Source organism: Amycolatopsis sp. 505, assembly GCF_031625235.1.
Taxonomy (GTDB): Bacteria; Actinomycetota; Actinomycetes; order Mycobacteriales; family Pseudonocardiaceae; genus Amycolatopsis.
On sequence record NZ_JACKQP010000015.1, the window covers coordinates 102,627 to 120,601 of the forward strand.

The window sequence follows — 17,975 nt, forward strand, 5'->3', positions numbered from 1 at the left end:
GACTCATTCGGGACCTCCCACGCCCCGAATGAGTCATTCGCGGCACGAGCCGAGCCGCCGTCGGACGTGCCGTCGTGACCTTGCCGGAACCCACCCTCCGGCCCGGGGAAGCCGTGGGCACCCACGCCCGGGCTGCGCCGCGGCCGGTGAAATGCGACAGTCGGCCGTGGCCTGCCCCGTGAGCCACCCACAAGTGTGACGTGCGTCCGGTGATCTTGCCGCCACCTCCCGTCCGGACTAGTTTTTGAACTGACCGGTCAGTTCAAAAGTTCGCGAAGCGGGAGAAACCGTGCAGGTCCGAGCCGATCGGGTGTCCCTCGAAGGGCACCACGGCACCTTGTTGCCGCCCACCTCACTGACCGTCGGCGAGGGCGACCTGGCGATCGCGCACGGCGAACCCGGCGTCGGCGTCACGGCGTTCGGCCTCGCGCTGGCGGGCCGGCTCAAGCCGACCACCGGCACGGTGCACGCCGAGGGCGTCGACGCCCCGCTGACCGAGCTCGTCGCGGTCGTGGACGCCCCGGGGGTCAGCGAACCGGACGACGCACTGCCCCTGCGCGTGGTCGCCGGCGAGGAGCTGGCGCTGGCCCACCGCCCGGCGGGCAAGGAGGACGTCGCCCGCTGGCTCGCCGAACACGACGCCGCGCCGTTCGCCGGCACGCGCTTCGAGAACCTCGCCCCCGCCCTGCGGACGCGGCTGCTCACCGAGCTCGCCGCCGAGCGCACAGGCGTGCGCGTGCTCGTGCTGGACACTCCCGACCGGCACACCAGCGACGTCGACGGCTGGGCCGGGCTGGCGCGCGAGCTGGCCGGACGCGGCCTGGCCGTCGTCGTCCTGGCCGCGACCACCCCGCTGTCCGCGCTGCCCTTCACCCCCGCGCTCGTCGGCGCGGCCGAGCAGCCGGCGCCGCAGAACTTCACTCCCCCCGAACCCACCGAAGAGCTCACCGAGAGCACTGACGGAGTCCCCGAATGAACGCCTTCCGGATCGCGCGCAACGAGCTGCGCCGCCTCTCCACCGGCACCCTGCCGAAGCTCGCGCTGGTCGCGCTCGTGCTGGTGCCGCTGCTCTACGCGTCCTTCTACCTCTACGCGAACTACGACCCCTACGGCCGGCTCGACAAGCTGCCCGCCGCGGTCTTCACCAGCGACACCGGCGCGAAGGACGCCAGCGGCCAGGAGCGCAACGTCGGCCGTGAAGTGACCGACGAGCTGGTCAAGTCCGGCACCTTCCAGTGGCACGAGGTGTCCGAGCAGGAGGCCCGCGACGGCGTCCGCGACGACAAGTACTCGTTCGCGATCGGCATCCCGAGCGGGTTCTCCGCGGCGCTGCTGTCGGTCGGCAACTTCCAGCCGCAGCAGGCGACGATCACGCTGACCACCAACGACGCCAACAACTACCTGTCCGGCACCATCGCCAAGCAGGTCGCCGAGCAGGTGCGCAAGACGATCGCGGAGAAGGTCGGCAGCGAGGCCGCGGACCGGTTCCTGGTCGGCTTCTCCACGATCTACGCCAAGATCCAGGAGGCTTCGACCGGCGCGGCGCAGCTCGCCGACGGCGCCACGCAGCTGAAGTCCGGTCAGCAGCAGCTGGCCGACGGCGCGGCGAAGCTCGCGGACGGCTCGTCGACGCTGGCGACCGGCCTCGGCACGCTCAAGAGCGCCACCGCGGCCCTCCCCTCCCAGACGCAGCAGCTGGCCAACGGCGCTTCGCAGGTGGCCGCCGGGAACCAGAAGGTCGCCGACGCCGCTTCGGTCGCCGCGACGGCGTCGTCCGACATCCAGGGCAAGCTCGACGGCTACCGCACCCAGCTCGTGACCGACCTGCGCGGCGCCGGCGTGCCGGAGACCGAGGTCCAGGCGATCGTGGCCAAGGCCGACCAGCTGCGCTCCCCCGTCGACCAGGCGAACAGCAAGATCCAGCAGGCGAACGGCGACCTCGCGAAGCTGGCCGACGGCGCCCGCCAGGTGTCCGACGGCGCGGCCAAGCTCGCCGCGGCGTCCCCGCAGCTGGCGAGCGGCATCGCGCAGGCGTCGGACGGCGCGAACCAACTGCGTGACGGCGCGTCCCAGCTCAGCGACGGCGAGAAGACCGCCGTCAACGGGACCAACCAGCTCGCCGACGGCGCGGTGAAGCTGCGCGACGGGCTCGCGGCCGGGCTCAAGCAGATCCCGAACCCCGACGACCCGACCCGCTCGGCGACGGCCAACACGATCGCGGACCCGGTGGCGGTGAACGCCAACGGCGAGGCGTCGGCGGGGACGTACGGCGCCGGCCTCGCGCCGTTCTTCATCTCGCTGGCCACCTGGATCGGCGCGTTCGTGCTGTTCCTGATCCTGCGCCCGCTCTCGACGCGCGCGCTGACCGCGGGCGCGGCCCCGTTCCGGGTCGCCGTCGGCGGCTGGCTGTCCTCGGCACTGCTGGGCATCGCGCAGGTGGTCGTCCTGTTCGGCGCGGTGACGTGGCTGGTCGGCATCCACATCGCCCACCCGCTGGAGGCGATCGGGTTCGCCGTGCTGGTGTCGCTGACGTTCACTTCGGTGGTGCACGCGCTCAACGCCTTCTTCGGCGCGGTCGGCAAGTTCCTCGGCCTGGTGCTGCTGGTGCTGCAGCTGGTGAGCGCGGGCGGCACGTTCCCGTGGCAGACGATCCCGGACGCGCTCTACCCGCTGCACGTGGTGCTGCCGATGGGGTACGCGATCGACGGCTTCCGCCACCTGTTCTACAGCGGCGCCTCGACGGGCCGGTTGCTCGGGGACATCGGCGTGCTGGTGGCCTACCTGGTCGGCGGGATACTGGTGTCCACATTGGCCGCCCGCAAGCGTCGCGTGTGGACGGTGTCGGCCCTCAAGCCCGAGCTGAGCCTGTGAGCGGCGCGACGAAGCAGAAGCTCTTCGAGGCCACGTTGGAGCTCTCGAAGAGCCGGGGCCTGGTGGGCTTGACGGTCGACGACATCGCGGCGGCGGCGGGCGTCGCGAAGGGCACGGTGTACTACAACTTCGGCTCGAAGGACGGCCTGGTCGACGCCCTGCTGCGGTACGGGGTGGACATGCTGGCGGGCCGGCTGCGGGACGCGGTGTCGCCGGAGGATCCGCTGGACGTGATCGAGGCCCAGGTCGACACGACGCTGGAGTTCATCGCGCAGTACCCGGGCTTCTCGCAGATCCTGGTGAGTGAGTTGTGGCGCACGCCGGGCCAGTGGCACGGGACGTTGTCGCTGCTGCGCGAGGAGATCATCTCGATCGTGAAGCAGCAGTTGTCACGGCTGGATGCGGAGGGCCGGCTGCCGGAGGGCGTCGAGATCCCGACGGCGGCGGCGGGGTTGTTCGGGACGATGCTGGTGGTGGCACTGGACTGGCAGGTGTTCGGACCCCAGCGGACGCGGGCGGAGGTGCGGGACGCGGTGATGGTGCTGATCCGCGGCTTGGGCCGGCGCTAAGCGGCCGCGGGGGCGCCCCCCGTTTTCCACGCTACCCGACGGCACCGACAATTCCGGCGTCCGGCGACCGGATCAGCCGCGGTCCTCGATGCGCGCCCGGACCGCCGCCGCGTAGGTGTCGACCGCCGTGGCTGCCGCCGTTAGCTCGCACGGGCCGTCGATCAGGAGCCTCTTCGCCGGGATGTACGCCTGCTCGATCTCCGGGTCACCCGCCAGCCCGTGCTCTCGGGCCAGTTCGAGGTCGCCCGCCAGCCGGGCGCGCAGCTCCTCGCGGCGGGCCACCAAGCCGTCGAGGACCGCTCGCTGCCTGCGGCCGTCCTCGACGGCCGGGGCCACCGCGTGCTCGTGGCTGTCGATGTGGCGCTCGACCCACTCCGCGTCGCCGTCCACCTCCGCCGAGCGGAGCTGCTTCAGCGCTCCCTTCAGCCTCTGCGCCCGGGCCGGCAGCATCGCGACGCCCGTGAAGCGCGTCGCCACGCGCAGCTGGTAGGCCTCGATCTCCGCCAACTCCGCCACCGCCTGGGTCAGGACCTCCAGGCGGCCGGCGAGGTCGTCCGGGGCCGGGCGGGCCTGGCCGGTGCTCGCCCGGACCGCCGTCACCCCGGGCGACGACTCCTCGCGGAAGCCCAGCAGCAGGCGGAGTCCCAGCTCGGCCGCGCGGCCGGCGAGCGGGGCCAGCACCTCGCCGACGAGCCGGTCGGGTTCCGCGGAGTCGTCGATCGCGTCGACGACCAGCGTGCGGCCCGCGACACCCCCGGTGAGCCGGTCGGCGATGCGGTGGCGGACCGCGTCCGCGGTGCGGCCGGTCGCGTCGACCGCCAGGTCCACGCTGCCCGGGGGCGGCATCTGGCCGAACGCCGGCGGCAGGCCGGGCACACCGAGGGAACGTTCCCGGTCGGCGAGCACGATCCCGAACCGCAACGCCGCCGCGACGGGCGACCCGGCCTCGCCGGTGTCGACGACCCAGACCGTTCCCGGCTCGGCGTTGGCGAACCAGTCCGCGACGCGCTGCACGAAGGAGACGTCGACCGCTTCGCCGACGGGGCGCGAGAAGCTCGCGTCGACCGCCGGGCTGCCGGACGTCCAGATGCTCAGCTGGGGCAGGTGCCCGAGCATGGTCTCGACCGGCACCATCCAGGTGCCGGTGTCCTTGCCGACGACCATGCCGACGACGTGGCCGGTCGCCTCGTCGATCACCGCCGTGCCGCCGAAGCCGGGGCCGAGCGGTTCGGCCTCGGCCGTGCGGAAGAGGCGGACCCACTCGCCCCCGGTCTGCTCGGGGCCGCCGAGCCGGGCGTGCGTCCAGCGGCCGACCGAGCCCGGCGGGAACCCGAAGGCGCGGACGAGCTGGTGCTCACCGAGCGGCATGCGGTGCAGCGGGGCGCGGAACACGCGGGATTCGGGACGCTCCAGGCGCAGCAGGGCGAGATCGCCGTGGCCGCCGCCGTCGGAGGGCACCCAGCAGCCTTCGACGACGGTCGCGGCGCCGGGCATGGCTTCGGCCAGGCCGACGAAGTCGACGCTCAGCGCGGCGCGCGGGCCACCCGCGGTCTCGACGACGTGCGCGCTCGTGAGCACGTGGTACTCGTCCAGTACCGTGCCCGCTCCGCACACCCGGCCGAGTTCGTCGTGCAACCGGACCCGCCAGCGTCGTCGCTCACGCTCGAACCCCATTCGGCGGACCCTACGCCGTGATCGCCGCGCGCCGCCGCCGACCTCCCTACCCAGCGGTAATGGCTCACCCGAACGGAGTCATCCGTTCGGCACATCGCGGGATCACACTGCGCCGAACACGCGGCTGCCGGGCGCGGCCGGGTCGTCGCCGGCCCAGAACTCGAACCAGTGCCGGGAGAACTCCTCGCGGGACAGGCGGCCGTCGCCGTCGGAATCGAGGAGGGCGAAGACGTCTCCGGACGGGGTGCCGACCCCGTTCCAGGCCGCGATGAGGCGGTCGTACTCGGCGGCGGAGATGACGCCGTCGCGGTTTTCGTCGACGGCCTCGAACATCGCCTCGGCCGTGCCGGTGACCGCGCCCGGCATCGTCGGCAAGGCGTCGACGACCTGGAGCACCTGGTCGAGACTGACCTGGCCACCACCGCCCGCGGCCGCGTCGAGGGTGCTCCACCAGCCCATCATCACGGCGATGAGCTTCTGCCCGTCCGGGGTGCCCGCGTCGGTGCCGCGGAGGTCGAGCCACCGCGCGGTGAGCGCCCGGAAGTCGGTCTCCGTCAGGAACCCGTCGCCGTCGGCGTCCATGGCGCCGAAGACGCCGGAGATCTTGCGCCGTTGGAAGTCACTGGCCATGGCGCCCAGCATCGTCGCGGCACGGGACACGCGACGACGTCCGCCCGAGTACATCCGCGTCACGACCCGGTGATCCGGGCCGTGACACCGAGTGACCAGAGGTCAGTGCGCGGCTTCGTTCCACGACCGGCCGTAGCCGACCGAGACCTCGAGCGGCACGGCCAGCGCGTACGCCGAGCCCATGCCCTCGCGCACCAGCTTCTCCAACTGCTCCTTCTCCCCCTCCGCGACCTCGAGCACGAGTTCGTCGTGGACCTGCAGCAGGATCCGGCTCTTCAGCTTCGCCTCGACCAGCGCGCGGTGGACGTTGAGCATCGCGACCTTGATGATGTCGGCCGCGCTGCCCTGGATCGGCGCGTTGAGCGCCATCCGCTCGGCCATCTCGCGGCGCTGGCGGTTGTCGCTGTTGAGGTCCGGCAGGTAGCGGCGGCGCCCGAAGACCGTTTCGGTGTAGCCGTTCTTCGCCGCGACGCCGACGACCGAGTGGAGGTAGTCGCTGATGCCGCCGAAGCGGGCGAAGTACGCCTCCATCTGCTCCTTGGCCTCTTCGGTGGAGATCCGCAGCTGCTGCGAAAGCCCGTACGCCGACAGGCCGTACGCGAGGCCGTACGACATCGCCTTGACGCGGTAGCGCAGCTCCGGCGTGATCTCCTCCGGAGGCAGGGAGAACGCCCGCGACGCCACGAACGTGTGCAGGTCCTCGCCGGAGTTGAACGCCTCGATGAGGCCCTCGTCCTGCGAGAGGTGCGCCATGATCCGCATTTCGATCTGGCTGTAGTCCGCGGTCATCAGCTCGGTGTAGCCCTCGCCGACGACGAAGGCGTCGCGGATGCGGCGGCCCTCTTCGGTGCGGACCGGGATGTTCTGCAGGTTCGGCTCGGTCGAGGACAGCCGCCCGGTGGCCGCGATGGTCTGCAGCAGCGTGGTGTGGATCCGCCCGTCGTCGGCGACGGACTTGATCAGGCCCTCGACCGTGGTGCGCAGCTTCGTCGCGTCCCGGTGCTCCAGCATGTGCTGCAGGAAGGGGTGCTCGGTCTTCTCGAACAGGCCCTGCAGCGCCTCGGCGTCGGTCGTGTAGCCGGTCTTGGTGCGCTTGGTCTTCGGCATGCCGAGCTCGTCGAACAGCACGACCTGCAGCTGCTTCGGCGAGCCGAGGTTGATCTGCTTGCCGATCACCGCGTACGCCTCTTCGGCGGCCTGCGTGACCCGCGAGAGGTAGTGGGCCTCCAGCGAAGTCAGCTGCTCGAGGTCGACGGCGACGCCGGCGATCTCCACCTCGGTGATGACCTCCAGCAACGGCAGCTCCAGCTCGGCGAGCAGTTTCGCGCCGCCGATCTGCTCCAGTTCCTTCTCGAGCGCCCCGGCCAGCTCGAAGATCGCGCGGGCCTTGACCAGCTCGTCCTGGATCTCCTTCTGCTCCAGGCCTTCCGCGCCGCCGTCGAGCAGCGACAGCTGGCCGTCGCCGCCGTCGGTCTCCGAGCGCAGCTCGCGGTGCAGGTAGCGCAGCGCGAGGTCGTCCAGCTCGAACGTGCGCTGCCCGGGCCGCACCAGGTAGGCGGCCAGCGCGGTGTCCATGGCCAGCCCGGCGAGGGCCCAGCCGCGGGCGCGGATCGCGTGCAGCGGCACCTTGAGGTCGTGGCCGGTCTTGCGGATCTTCGGGTCGGCCAGCCAGGCGGCGAGCGCGGCGTCGTCGGCCTGGTCCATCGCCGTGACGTCGACATACGCGCCTTCGCCGTCGACCGTCGCGAAGGCGACCGCGCGCAGGTCGGACCGGACCGAGGTGCCCACGGCGCGGAAGGACAGGGCCACCGGCTCGCCGGGGCCGGCGTGCGCGGCGAGCCACGCGCCCAGCGCACCGGGCTCGAGCGCGGCTCCGGAGACCTCGAAGCCTTCGTCGGCCTCGGGCTCGGCGCTCTGCAGCGTCGCGAACAGCCTGTCCCGCAGCACGCGGAACTCGAGCTCGTCGAACAGCGCGTGCACCGCTTCGCGATCCCACGGGCGCAGCTCCAGCCCGGACGGCTCGACCTCCAGCTCGACGTCCCGGATCAGCTCGGTGAGCTGCCGGTTGAGCTGGACCGAGGACAGGTGCGCCCGCAGCGCGTCGCCGACCTTGCCCTTGACCTCGTCCACGCGGTCGATCAGGTCGCCGAGCGAGCCGAACTGCTTGATCCACTTGGCCGCGGTCTTCTCGCCGACGCCGGGGATGCTCGGCAGGTTGTCCGACGGGTCGCCGCGCAGCGCGGCGAAGTCCGGGTACTGCCGCGGGGTGAGCCCGTACTTCTCCTCGACGGCGTCCGGGGTGAACCGGGTCATCTCCGAGACCCCGCGCTTCGGGTACAGCACGGTGACCTGCTCGGTGACCAGCTGCAGCGCGTCCCGGTCGCCCGTACAGATGAGGACGTCGAAGCCGTCGGCCGTCGCCTGCGTGGTGAGCGTGGCGATGATGTCGTCGGCTTCGAAGTTCTCCTTCACCAAAGAAGGGATGCCGAGCACGTCGAGGACCTCCTTGACCAGGTCCACCTGGCCGCGGAACTCGTCCGGCGTCGTGCTGCGGTTCGCCTTGTAGTCGGCGTACGTCTCCGAGCGGAACGTCTTGCGCGAGAGGTCGAACGCCACCGCCAGGTGGGTCGGCGCTTCGTCGCGCAGGAGGTTGATGAGCATCGAGGTGAAGCCGAAGACCGCGTTCGTGACCTGGCCGGTCTTCGTCCTGAAGTTCTCCGCGGGCAGGGCGAAGAACGCGCGGTAGGCCATGGAATGGCCGTCGATCAGGAGCAGCTTCGGCCGCCCGGCGGTGGCGGTGGTTCCTGTGGCGTTGGCAACGGTCGTCTTCTCACTCGGGCTCACGAGGCCGAGTCTAGGCTGAGGGTCCGACACTCTTACGTGTCGCATAGGAAGAGGAGCTTTGCGTGACCGACGGTGCCGTCCCCATCGACGTGGACCGGTTGGCCGGCATCGACCCGGCGGCCGCGGACCAGCAGCTGAACGACAAGGTCGGCATGCAGCTGATCGAAGCGACCGCCGAACGCGTGATCGGCACCATCCCGGTCGAGGGCAACCTGCAGCCTTACGGGCTGCTGCACGGCGGCGCGAACGCCGTGCTCGCCGAAGCGCTGGGCTCGACGGTCGCCGCGCTCAACGCCGGCCCCGGCCGGGCGGCGATGGGGCTGGAGCTGTCCTGCACGCACCACCGGGCCGTGCGCTCGGGCAAGGTGACCGGGGTGGCGACGCCGCTGCACATCGGCCGCGGCACGATCACCGCGGAGATCGTGCTGACCGACGACGAGGGCCGCCGCACCTGCACCGCCCGGCTGACCTGCGTGGTCCGGGACCGGCCGCCGGGCGCCTGAGCCTCCCGTGGACCTCGACGTCGCCCAGGTCCGGGCGTTCGTGGTGACCGCGGAGCAGCGGCACTTCGGGCGGGCCGCCCAGGCGCTGTTCCTCACCCAGCAGGCGCTGTCGAAGCGGATCAAGAAGCTCGAAGACGCGCTCGCCACGCCGCTGTTCCTGCGCACGCCCCGCTCGGTCGAGCTGACGGCCGACGGCGAGCGGTTCCTCCCGCACGCGCGCGAGCTGGTGAAGGTGGCCGACGCCGCGGTCGCCGCGATGGGCGCCGACGACCGGCCGCTGCGCCTCGACCTCGTCGACCACCGGCTCTCCCCCATGTTCCTGCTCCGCCGCCTGGCCGCGCACGAGCCGGGGCTGCGCATCGACCGGGTCGCCGGCCGCGGGTTCGCCAACGCGATCGGCCCGCTGCTGTCCGGCGAGCTCGACGCCGCCTTCGGCCGGGTGTCCGGCTGCGGGCGGCCGTTGCCGGACGAGCTGGAGCACCGGCCGGTCCGGTTCGAGCCGCTGGTCGCGCTGCTCGCGCCGGAGCACCCCCTGGCCGTGCAGGACGTGCTGCGGCTGGAGGAGCTGCGCGCCGACGGGATCTGGCTGCCCGGCCTCGGCGGGCCGGCGGAGTGGCTGTCCTACCTGCACGAGCTGTGCGAGGAGTTCGGGGTGCCGATCGACGACTCCGGCGTCAGCTACGACCTGCGCCACACCCTGGAGCAGACGCGGTACGGCAAGCGGCGCGTCACCCTGGCCGGCGCCGACATGGAGCTGGCGGCCGACCTGAACCTGAAGGTGCTGCCGTTCGAGCCGTCCCCGCTGTTCCCGTGGTCGCTGGTCTGGCGGCGCGGCAAGGCCCACCCGGCGTTGCGGCGCCTGCTGGCCGCCGCGGGGCGCACCAGCCGCGACGAGGACTGGTGCGCCTACGACCCGGAGCACGCCTGGCTGCCGGCCGAGGACGTCAGCCTGGCAACCGCGCGAACCGCCCGCTGAACACGGCGTCGGCACCGGCCGCGGCCGACGTCCCCGAACACGCGTGGCTGCCAGCCAACGACCTCAGCCCCGCAACCGCCGCGCGAACCACCCACTGAACGCGGCATCCACACGGGCCGCGGCCGGCGTCCCCGGCGGGAACTCGTGCGCCATCCCCTCCACCGTCACCAGCTCGGCCCCCACCTTCTCGCGCAGCGCCTCCGCGGGCTCGCGCACGGCGATGTCGTCGTCCGCGCCGACGACCAGCAGCAGCGGCGCCGCGAGCTCGGCGGCCCGGTCCACGTAGTCGTAGCGCGCCGCGACCGCGCGGGACCGCTCGGTCCACGCGTACGTCACCCCGAAGCGGCGCTCGTTGGCGGTGATCGTCGGGGCGAGCTGGACGACCGGGCTGGCCACCGCCGCGGCCGCGATCCCGGCGTCGCCGCGGGCCAGCACCTCCAGGGCCACCAGCGCCCCGGCCGACCCGCCGAACACGCCGAGCGGTCCGGTCGCGCCCGGCAGCCGGTCGCGCAGTTCGGCCAGCGCGGCCGGGAACTCGTCCGCGGCCTGCTCGGTCACCGGCTCGAAGACGTTGAGGACGGCGTCCTCGCTCGCGCGCCGGAAGACCTCCTCCGGCCCGCCCTCGGGCAGCCGGGCCCCGGAGAGCGGCAGCCCGAAGTACACGCGCCAGGCCGGCAAGCCCGCCATCGGGACGGCGTCCGCCATCGCGCGTTCGCTGTTCGGCTCGTCCATCAGGTGCCAGCCCGCCACCAGGGCCGCCGGCGCCTCCGGGTCCGCCGGCGGCACCGCCACGAACGGCACCCCCGCCGCCACACCCTCGATCGTCTTGCTCATCGTGTCTCTCCCTGTCTTCCGGCTGCTCCCAGCGAACCGCCCGGGGGCGGTGCGGGTCCAACAGCCGTTCCGGCGGCCACGACAACCGTTGGTTGTGACGAAGGAGGGGACTTTCGGGCCGGGGGGGTGGTCCGTCCGGGCGCCCGAACCGGACGTAAGGTGCACCCCTACGGCGGTGCCCGCTCCACCGGGACCCCGCCAGTGTGAACTGCGGAGTCACCGGAAACCGGCCACGCACCGGCCGCCGAAATGGGCGATGACATACCGGTGAAACATCGCTGTCACCCATTCGCAGAACGAGCCCGGATACTTAGCATCGCTGCGTGACCAGCGGCGGGCCACAGGGAAACGTTGTTCGCCTTTTCGTGCAATTCGTGTCGGTTGCGATCGTCACGATGTGGACACAGAGTAGTGAGGCCGCCTGTGCACAAGACGGGCGAGAGGGATATCTTCCTGCCCTAACCTAGCCCCTGTGTCGGGGGCAACGCCTACCGGCGGCTGGTTGGTCATGGGAGGTAGTCGGTGTCAGGAGTGCGTTTTGGACGGGTTCTCGCCCTCGCAGCGGCGACGTCGCTCGCGCTGGCGGGCTGCGCCGGTGGCGGCTCGTCGAGCAGTGGTGACGGCAGCACGCTGAAGATCGGGTTCATGGGCGACCTCACCGGGGAGAACTCCGGGATCGTGCTCCCGCCCCGCAACGGCGCCCAGCTCGCGATCGACGAGTACAACGCCACGAATCCGAAGACCAAGATCGAGCTGAAGACCTACGACAGCCAGGGCAAGGCCGACCAGGCGACCTCGCTGATCACCACGGCGATCGGCTCGGACAAGATCACCGCGCTGATCGGCCCGGCCTTCTCCGGCGAGTCGAAGGCCATCGGCGGCCAGCTCGAGCAGAACAAGATCCCGAGCGTCTCGCCCTCGGCGACGAACCCGGGCCTGGCGAAGAACAACTGGTCGTACTGGCACCGCGTCGTGGCGAACGACGACGACCAGGGCCCCGCCATCGCGAACTTCCTGATCACGGCGAAGTCGCCGAAGAAGGCGTTCGTCATCTCGGACGACCAGGAGTACAGCGTCGGCCTCGCGGACGCGTTCGAGAAGACCTTCAAGGAGAAGGGCGTCACCGTCGAGCGCGACAAGTTCCCGAAGGACGCGCCGGACTACTCCTCGACCGTGCAGAAGGTCAAGGCGGCCAACCCGGACATCATCACCTTCGGTGGCTACTACGCGCAGGGCGGCCCGCTGCTCAAGCAGCTGCGTGACGGCGGCGTGAAGGCGATCTTCGCCACCGGTGACGGTTCGCTCGACCCGCAGCTGGTCTCGGGCGCGGGTGCCGCGGCCGCCGAAGGCGCCGTCATCGGCTGCCCGTGCAACATCCCGGACGCGGGCACCACGGACGAGTTCGCCACCAAGTACAAGGCGAAGTTCAACGTCGCCCCGGCGATCTACGCGACCGAGGGCTACGACGCCGCGACCGCCCTCATCAACGCGGTCAAGGCCGGCAACACCACCGGCGAGAAGATCAACGAGTTCCTGAAGACGGAAGACTTCAAGGGCGCGTCGAAGCAGATCAAGTTCAAGGCGAACGGTGAGCCCGAGACCGCCGCGATCAACGTGTACCAGGTCGTCGGCGGCGTCATCAAGAACCTCGGCGCGTCGACCGAAGCCAAGATCACCGGCTGACGCAACAGGAATAGCGACTGACGGGAGCGGGGGCGCTGTGGTCACCACAGCACCTCCGCTCCCGGCCCGTATCCCTGTCCTCGCCCTGTCTCGTAAGGCGCTCACGTCATGTTGCAGACCCTGCAAGACCAGTTCCTCGGCAGCACCATCGGCGGACTGGTTCTCGGCTCCATCTACGCCCTCGTCGCCCTCGGCTACACAATGGTCTACGGCGTCCTGCGGCTGATCAACTTCGCCCACTCCGAAATCTTCATGATCGGGACGATGACGTCCCTGTTCATCCTGGCCAGCATCGCCACCTCCGGCAACATCGTGCTGGGCCTGGGCGCGATGATCCTGCTCCTGCTCGCGCTCATGCTCGCCTCCGCGGTGCTGTCCGGCGGTTCCGCGGTCGTGCTGGAGCAGGTCGCCTACCGGCCGCTGCGCAAGCGCGGCTCCTCGAAGCTCGCGGCCCTGATCTCCGCGATCGGCGCGTCGATCTTCCTGCAGGAGCTCTTCGCGCTGGTGATCATCCCCAACGTCTTCGAAAAGTCGGGCCGCGTCCCGCAGAACGCGCCCCGGTTCGTCGACCGCGACACGCTGTTCCCGGTCGGCAACGCCGTCGTCCGCACCGACCAGGTCCTGGTCATCATCGGCGCGGTGATCGTCATGGTGGTGCTGGACCAGCTGGTGCGCCGCACCCGCATCGGCCGCGGCATCCGGGCGACCGCCCAGGACCCCGAGGCCGCCGTGCTGATGGGCGTCTCGATCGACCGCATCGTGCGGATCACCTTCCTGCTCGGTGGCGCGATGGCCGGTGTGGCCTCCGCGCTGTACCTGATGGAACTCGAGAACACCGGTTACCGCGTCGGTTTCGTGCTCGGGATCAAGGCGTTCACCGCGGCCGTGCTCGGCGGGATCGGCAACCTGCGCGGCGCGCTCCTCGGCGGCATCGTGCTCGGCCTGGTCGAGAACTGGAGCGCGATCTTCCTCGGTTCCGAGTGGAAGGACGTCACGGCGTTCGTGGTCCTCGTGCTCGTGCTCATGTTCCGCCCCACCGGCATCCTCGGTGAATCCCTCCAGCGAGCTCGCGCATGAAAGGCGACGGTGTGAGTACCAAGGAAAACACTCGCCGCTCGTTCCAGCCGGTGAACGGCGCGCGGGACTGGTGGCAGCACGCTCCGATCTGGCAGCGGTACCTCGTCTACATCGCCCTGATCGTGTTCGCGCTGATCCTCCCGGCACCCTGGATCGGCTCGTTCATGTCGCCGGCTTCGGACTGGACGAGCGTCCTGATCTTCCCGATCGGGACCTACATCCTGCTGGCGATCGGCCTGAACATCGTGGTCGGCCTGGCCGGCATGCTGGACCTCGGGTTCGTGGCGTTCTTCGCGATCGGCGCCTATACGGTGGCGATCTTCGGCACGAAGTTCGGCTGGAACGTCTGGCCGACGATCCTGGTCGGGATCGTGCTCGCCGCGGTGTCGGGTGTCATCCTCGGTGCTCCGACCCTGCGGCTGCGCGGTGACTACCTGGCCATCGTCACCCTCGGGTTCGGGGAGATCGTCCGGATCACCGCGCAGAACACCGACGGCATCGGCGGCGCCCGCGGGATCACCAACATCCCGCACCCGTCGCCGATCTTCGGCATGGAGTTCCTGCTCGACCCGGCGCCGTACTACTACCTGATCCTGGTCGCGATCGTGCTGGTGATCGTGTTCTCGGTGCGGCTGCAGAAGAGCCGCGTCGGGCGCGCGTGGGCCGCGATCCGCGAGGACGAGGACGCCGCCGAGCTGATGGGCGTGCCGACGTTCAAGTTCAAGCTGCTCGCCTTCGCGATCGGCGCGATGATCGGTGGCTTCGCGGGCGGCATCTACGCCAGCAAGGCCGTCTTCATCGCCCCGGACAACTTCCCGTTCATCCTGTCCGCGACGATCCTCGCCGCGGTCGTGCTGGGCGGTGCGGGCAACCTGCCGGGCGTCATCCTCGGTGCCTTCCTGGTGGCCTGGATCCCCGAGCGCCTCCGGTCCGTCGAGTGGCTGAAGCACCTGCTCGGCGACAAGGACCCGGCGGAGTTCCGGATCCTGCTGTTCGGCGCGGTCCTGGTGGCGATGATGGCGCTGCGGCCCGAAGGCATCCTGCCCTCACGACAACGAAAAGCCGAGCTACGGGAAGGCACCGGCGGCATGGGCTCGCTCGGTGGCGAAGTGGCGGGTCCGGACACCGAGGTCCAGGCGGAGGTGGCCAAGTGACCCCCTTGCTCGAGTTCGACAACATCACCATGCGCTTCGGCGGTGTCACCGCCCTGCGCGAGGTAAACGTCTCCATCAACGAAGGCGAGATCTTCGCCCTGATCGGCCCGAACGGCGCGGGCAAGACCACGGTGTTCAACGTGGTCACCGGCGTCTACCAGCCGACCGAGGGTCAGGTGCGCTTCGACGGCGACCGCATCGACGGGATGAAGCGCTTCCAGGTCACCAAGCGCGGCATCGCCCGGACGTTCCAGAACATCCGGCTGTTCCACAACATGTCGGCGATCGAGAACGTCATGGTCGGCGCGGACGCGCACCACAAGACCGGCGCGATCGGCGCGGTGCTCGGCCTGCCGTGGCACCGCAAGGAGGAGAAGCGCGGCCGCGAGCGGGCGCGTGAGCTGCTCGAGTTCGTCGGCATCGGCAAGGTGGAGCACGAGACCGCGAAGAACCTCTCCTACGGCGATCAACGCCGGCTGGAGATCGCGCGGGCGCTGGCCACCGACCCGAAGCTGCTGCTGCTCGACGAGCCGGCCGCGGGCATGAACCCGGCGGAGAAGAACGCTCTGCAGGAACTGATCCGCAAGATCCGGGACGACGGCCGCACCGTGCTGCTCATCGAGCACGACATGGGCCTGGTCATGCACATCAGCGACCGGCTGGCGGTGCTCGACTTCGGCCAGAAGATCGCAGAAGGGCTACCGCACGAGGTGCAGAGCAACCAGAAGGTGATCGAGGCGTACCTGGGGGTGGCCGAAGATGCTTCTTGACGTCCAGGACATCAACGTCCACTACGGCAAGATCGCCGCCCTCAAGGGCATGAGCATCCAGGTCGACGAGGGCGAGATCGTGTCGCTGATCGGGGCCAACGGCGCCGGCAAGACCACGACGCTCAAGACGATCTCCGGGCTGCGGCCGCTCACCAGCGGGCGGATCCTGTTCAACGGCCAGGACATCTCGAAGACCCCGGGGCACAAGCGCGTGCTGCTCGGGATCGGCCAGTCGCCGGAAGGCCGGGGCGTGTTCCCGGGCATGACGGTGCAGGAGAACCTCCTGATGGGTGCCTACACCCGCAAGGACGACCTCCAGGCCGACCTCGACGAGGTCTACGAGCTGTTCCCCCGGCTGAACGAGCGCCGGACGCAGTTCGGCGGCACGATGTCGGGCGGCGAGCAGCAGATGATCGCCATCGGCCGCGCGCTGATGACGAAGCCGAAGGTGCTGCTGCTCGACGAGCCGTCGATGGGCCTGGCGCCGATGCTGATCGCGCAGATCTTCGACATCATCCGGGAGATCAACAAGCGCGGCACGACGGTGCTGCTGGTCGAGCAGAACGCCCAGCAGGCGCTGAAGCTGTCCGACCGGGCGTACGTGCTCGAGACCGGTCAGGTGGTCAAGAGCGCCCGCGGGGCCGACCTGCTGGACGACCCGCAGGTCCGGGCCGCCTACCTCGGTGGCGACCTCGGCGTCTGATGGTCCGTTTCGGGGGCCCGGCACTTTCGGTGCCGGGCCCCTTTTTTCACAGCTTGATGTCGGTGCCGGTGAGGTTCTTCATGTCGGCGATGCTCGGGCCGCCGAAGGCCCTGACCGCGGCGGGCTTCCGGTCCTTGGGGATGTCCCAGTAGAGATCGAACTCGACGCGCACGCCGTGCCCGAGGTCGAACTGCCGCGGCTGGCGCTTGATGATCATGGCCTGCTCTTCCGGCGGGTGGGCGGTTCCCCGGTCGTCGACGAGCAGCTGGCGCCCGGTGTCGAACAGGACGCTGGAGGTGCCGGTGTTGGTCACGACGAGCCGCACCCGCACGAACTGGCCCTTCGCGGGGAACTCGGTGTGGCTCCCGGTGATGCTGGGCAGCCCGGCGGCGAGGCCGAGGAGGGTGAACTCGGTGTCACCGTTCTTGGCGGGCGGCAGCTTGAGGGCGGTCTCGTCCGGCCGCACCTGCCGCGGCGGCAGCTCGTAGGTCGCCGGCGCGGGCGCGCTGGGCTGTTCGGCCTGGCAGCCCGCGGCGCTCAGGAGGAGGACGACGACGGCCAGCAGGCGGAGTTTCACCTGGGTGATTCTGCCTGCCGGCCGTCGGTCCGGCTAGCTCCCGATGCTCTCGACGACGGCCTCGGCCACGGCCTTCATGGTGGTCCGCCGGTCCATGGCGGTCCGCTGGATCCACCGGAAGGCATCGGGCTCGGTGAGCCCCTGGCGGCTCATGAGCAGGCCCTTGGCGCGGTCGATGACCTTCCGCGTCTCGAGCCGGTCGGTGAGCCCGGCGACCTCGGCCTCGAGGGCCTGCAGCTCGGAGAACCGGCTGACGGCGAGCTCGATGGCGGGCACGAGGTCCCGCTTGGCGAAGGGCTTGACGAGGTAGGCCATGGTCCCGGCATCCCGCGCGCGTTCGACGAGATCCCGCTGGCTGAAGGCGGTGAGGATGACCACGGGCGCGATCCGGTCCCCGGTGATCTTGGCGGCGGCCTCGATGCCGTCGAGCTTGGGCATCTTGACGTCGAGGATCACGAGATCGGGCTTCAGATCGGTGGCGAGGGAGATGGCCTGTTCGCCGTCCCCGGCCTCGCCGACGACCTCGTAGCCCTCTTCACGCAGCATTTCGACGAGGTCGAGCCGGATCAGGGCCTCGTCTTCCGCAACGAGCACCCGACGCTGCGGCACGGTGTCGGCACCATTGGCCTCGGTAGCCTGATCGGTCACCGGGGTCCTCCTGAAGACTCGGCGGGTGTTGACATCTCGCGGCGTTCCGCGAACCTGAAGCCTACCGGGAACGATCCAGAAGAAGAGATGGCGTTCACCACGTAGTGACGCTGACCGCTTTCCGGGACCCCGCCCCCGGCGGCGGGCGGGGTCCGGTGATCCCGTAGAGTCACCACGTCACGCCCCCGTAGCCCAACTGGCAGAGGCAACGGATTCAAAACCCGTCCAGTGTGAGTTCGAATCTCACCGGGGGCACAGTGGCCCACCAGCACAGAACGGCCCCTGACCAGGACTTATCCGGTCAGGGGCCGTTCTCGTGAGTCCGGTCGTGTCTGGCTCTGTCCGGCCGTCAACGGCCCTCCACCCCCTATGCGCCCCCGCAGAACGAAGCCGGCGGTCAGCCAAGACGCATCACCGTGGGCGACAGGAGAGTTGCAGAGAGTGCGATCGATGCCGTGCAGC

General features: G+C 70.5%; 16 protein-coding genes and 1 tRNA gene. 11 read left to right on the top strand and 6 right to left on the bottom strand.

From position 1 onward, the window contains the following. The first annotated feature begins 289 nt into the window (after positions 1 to 289). The 3 genes from H5965_RS41750 to H5965_RS41760 are packed head-to-tail and all read left to right on the top strand — an operon-like array spanning position 290 to position 3,440. The gene (locus tag H5965_RS41750; RefSeq protein ID WP_310976694.1) at positions 290 to 976 is read left to right on the top strand and encodes an ABC transporter ATP-binding protein; all 687 of its coding nucleotides are present in this window, start codon (positions 290 to 292) and stop codon (positions 974 to 976) included. Then, on the top strand, positions 973 to 2,871 hold the full coding sequence (locus H5965_RS41755) for a YhgE/Pip domain-containing protein (RefSeq protein ID WP_310976696.1): 1,899 nt from the start codon (positions 973 to 975) through the stop codon (positions 2,869 to 2,871). The genes H5965_RS41750 and H5965_RS41755 overlap by 4 nt, the downstream gene beginning before the upstream one ends. Next, positions 2,868 to 3,440 carry a TetR/AcrR family transcriptional regulator gene (locus H5965_RS41760; RefSeq protein WP_310976697.1) on the top strand — a complete coding sequence of 191 codons (573 nt, stop codon included), beginning with the start codon at positions 2,868 to 2,870 and terminating at the stop codon, positions 3,438 to 3,440. The genes H5965_RS41755 and H5965_RS41760 overlap by 4 nt, the downstream gene beginning before the upstream one ends. Before the next feature lie 72 nt (positions 3,441 to 3,512). On the opposite strand, the gene H5965_RS41765 is transcribed toward H5965_RS41760, so the two are convergent. From H5965_RS41765 to polA, 3 genes are all read right to left on the bottom strand, one after another. Further along, the gene (locus H5965_RS41765) at positions 3,513 to 5,114 is read right to left on the bottom strand and encodes a serine protease (RefSeq protein WP_310976699.1); all 1,602 of its coding nucleotides are present in this window, start codon (positions 5,112 to 5,114) and stop codon (positions 3,513 to 3,515) included. Between the two features lie 102 nt (positions 5,115 to 5,216). Then, a complete protein-coding gene (locus H5965_RS41770) occupies positions 5,217 to 5,756 on the bottom strand; it encodes an EF-hand domain-containing protein (RefSeq protein ID WP_310976826.1) in 540 nt (179 codons plus the stop codon). Positions 5,757 to 5,846: 90 nt separating this feature from the next. Then, on the bottom strand, positions 5,847 to 8,588 hold the full coding sequence (gene polA / locus H5965_RS41775; protein WP_310976701.1) for a DNA polymerase I: 2,742 nt from the start codon (positions 8,586 to 8,588) through the stop codon (positions 5,847 to 5,849). A 62-nt stretch (positions 8,589 to 8,650) separates the two neighbouring features. Here polA and H5965_RS41780 point away from each other — a divergent pair, with 62 nt between their 5' ends. Together H5965_RS41780 and H5965_RS41785 are read left to right on the top strand one after the other, a co-directional pair. Beyond that, positions 8,651 to 9,091, top strand: a complete 441-nt coding sequence (locus H5965_RS41780) for a hotdog fold thioesterase (RefSeq protein WP_310976703.1) — start codon at positions 8,651 to 8,653, stop codon at positions 9,089 to 9,091. Between the two features lie 7 nt (positions 9,092 to 9,098). Beyond that, positions 9,099 to 10,067 carry a LysR family transcriptional regulator gene (locus tag H5965_RS41785; RefSeq protein WP_310976704.1) on the top strand — a complete coding sequence of 323 codons (969 nt, stop codon included), beginning with the start codon at positions 9,099 to 9,101 and terminating at the stop codon, positions 10,065 to 10,067. 63 nt (positions 10,068 to 10,130) lie between these two features. Here H5965_RS41785 and H5965_RS41790 read toward each other — a convergent pair whose 3' ends face one another. Beyond that, positions 10,131 to 10,901, bottom strand: a complete 771-nt coding sequence (locus H5965_RS41790; protein WP_310976706.1) for a prolyl oligopeptidase family serine peptidase — start codon at positions 10,899 to 10,901, stop codon at positions 10,131 to 10,133. 531 nt (positions 10,902 to 11,432) lie between these two features. Between H5965_RS41790 and H5965_RS41795 the strand changes: the two genes are divergently transcribed. The 5 genes from H5965_RS41795 to H5965_RS41815 all read left to right on the top strand — a co-directional run bounded on the left by H5965_RS41795 (position 11,433) and on the right by H5965_RS41815 (position 16,288). After that, complete coding sequence (locus tag H5965_RS41795) at positions 11,433 to 12,584, top strand: branched-chain amino acid ABC transporter substrate-binding protein (RefSeq protein ID WP_310976708.1); 1,152 nt, start codon at positions 11,433 to 11,435, stop codon at positions 12,582 to 12,584. A gap of 108 nt (positions 12,585 to 12,692) precedes the next feature. Then, on the top strand, positions 12,693 to 13,661 hold the full coding sequence (locus tag H5965_RS41800; RefSeq protein WP_310976709.1) for a branched-chain amino acid ABC transporter permease: 969 nt from the start codon (positions 12,693 to 12,695) through the stop codon (positions 13,659 to 13,661). Continuing rightward, complete coding sequence (locus H5965_RS41805) at positions 13,658 to 14,815, top strand: branched-chain amino acid ABC transporter permease (protein WP_310976711.1); 1,158 nt, start codon at positions 13,658 to 13,660, stop codon at positions 14,813 to 14,815. The genes H5965_RS41800 and H5965_RS41805 overlap by 4 nt, the downstream gene beginning before the upstream one ends. After that, on the top strand, positions 14,812 to 15,585 hold the full coding sequence (locus tag H5965_RS41810) for an ABC transporter ATP-binding protein (protein WP_310976713.1): 774 nt from the start codon (positions 14,812 to 14,814) through the stop codon (positions 15,583 to 15,585). The genes H5965_RS41805 and H5965_RS41810 overlap by 4 nt, the downstream gene beginning before the upstream one ends. After that, positions 15,575 to 16,288: an ABC transporter ATP-binding protein gene (locus H5965_RS41815; RefSeq protein WP_310976714.1), complete on the top strand. Its 714-nt coding sequence runs from the start codon at positions 15,575 to 15,577 to the stop codon at positions 16,286 to 16,288. The genes H5965_RS41810 and H5965_RS41815 overlap by 11 nt, the downstream gene beginning before the upstream one ends. 46 nt (positions 16,289 to 16,334) lie before the next feature. On the opposite strand, the gene H5965_RS41820 is transcribed toward H5965_RS41815, so the two are convergent. Both H5965_RS41820 and H5965_RS41825 read right to left on the bottom strand, forming a co-directional pair. Next, positions 16,335 to 16,865 carry a DUF4352 domain-containing protein gene (locus H5965_RS41820; RefSeq protein WP_310976715.1) on the bottom strand — a complete coding sequence of 177 codons (531 nt, stop codon included), beginning with the start codon at positions 16,863 to 16,865 and terminating at the stop codon, positions 16,335 to 16,337. Positions 16,866 to 16,898: 33 nt separating this feature from the next. After that, entirely contained in the window at positions 16,899 to 17,513 is a 615-nt protein-coding gene (locus H5965_RS41825) for an ANTAR domain-containing response regulator (protein WP_086851473.1), read from the bottom strand. A gap of 181 nt (positions 17,514 to 17,694) precedes the next feature. Here H5965_RS41825 and H5965_RS41830 point away from each other — a divergent pair. After that, positions 17,695 to 17,768: transfer RNA gene (locus tag H5965_RS41830), tRNA-Leu, on the top strand. Positions 17,769 to 17,975 lie beyond the last annotated feature (207 nt).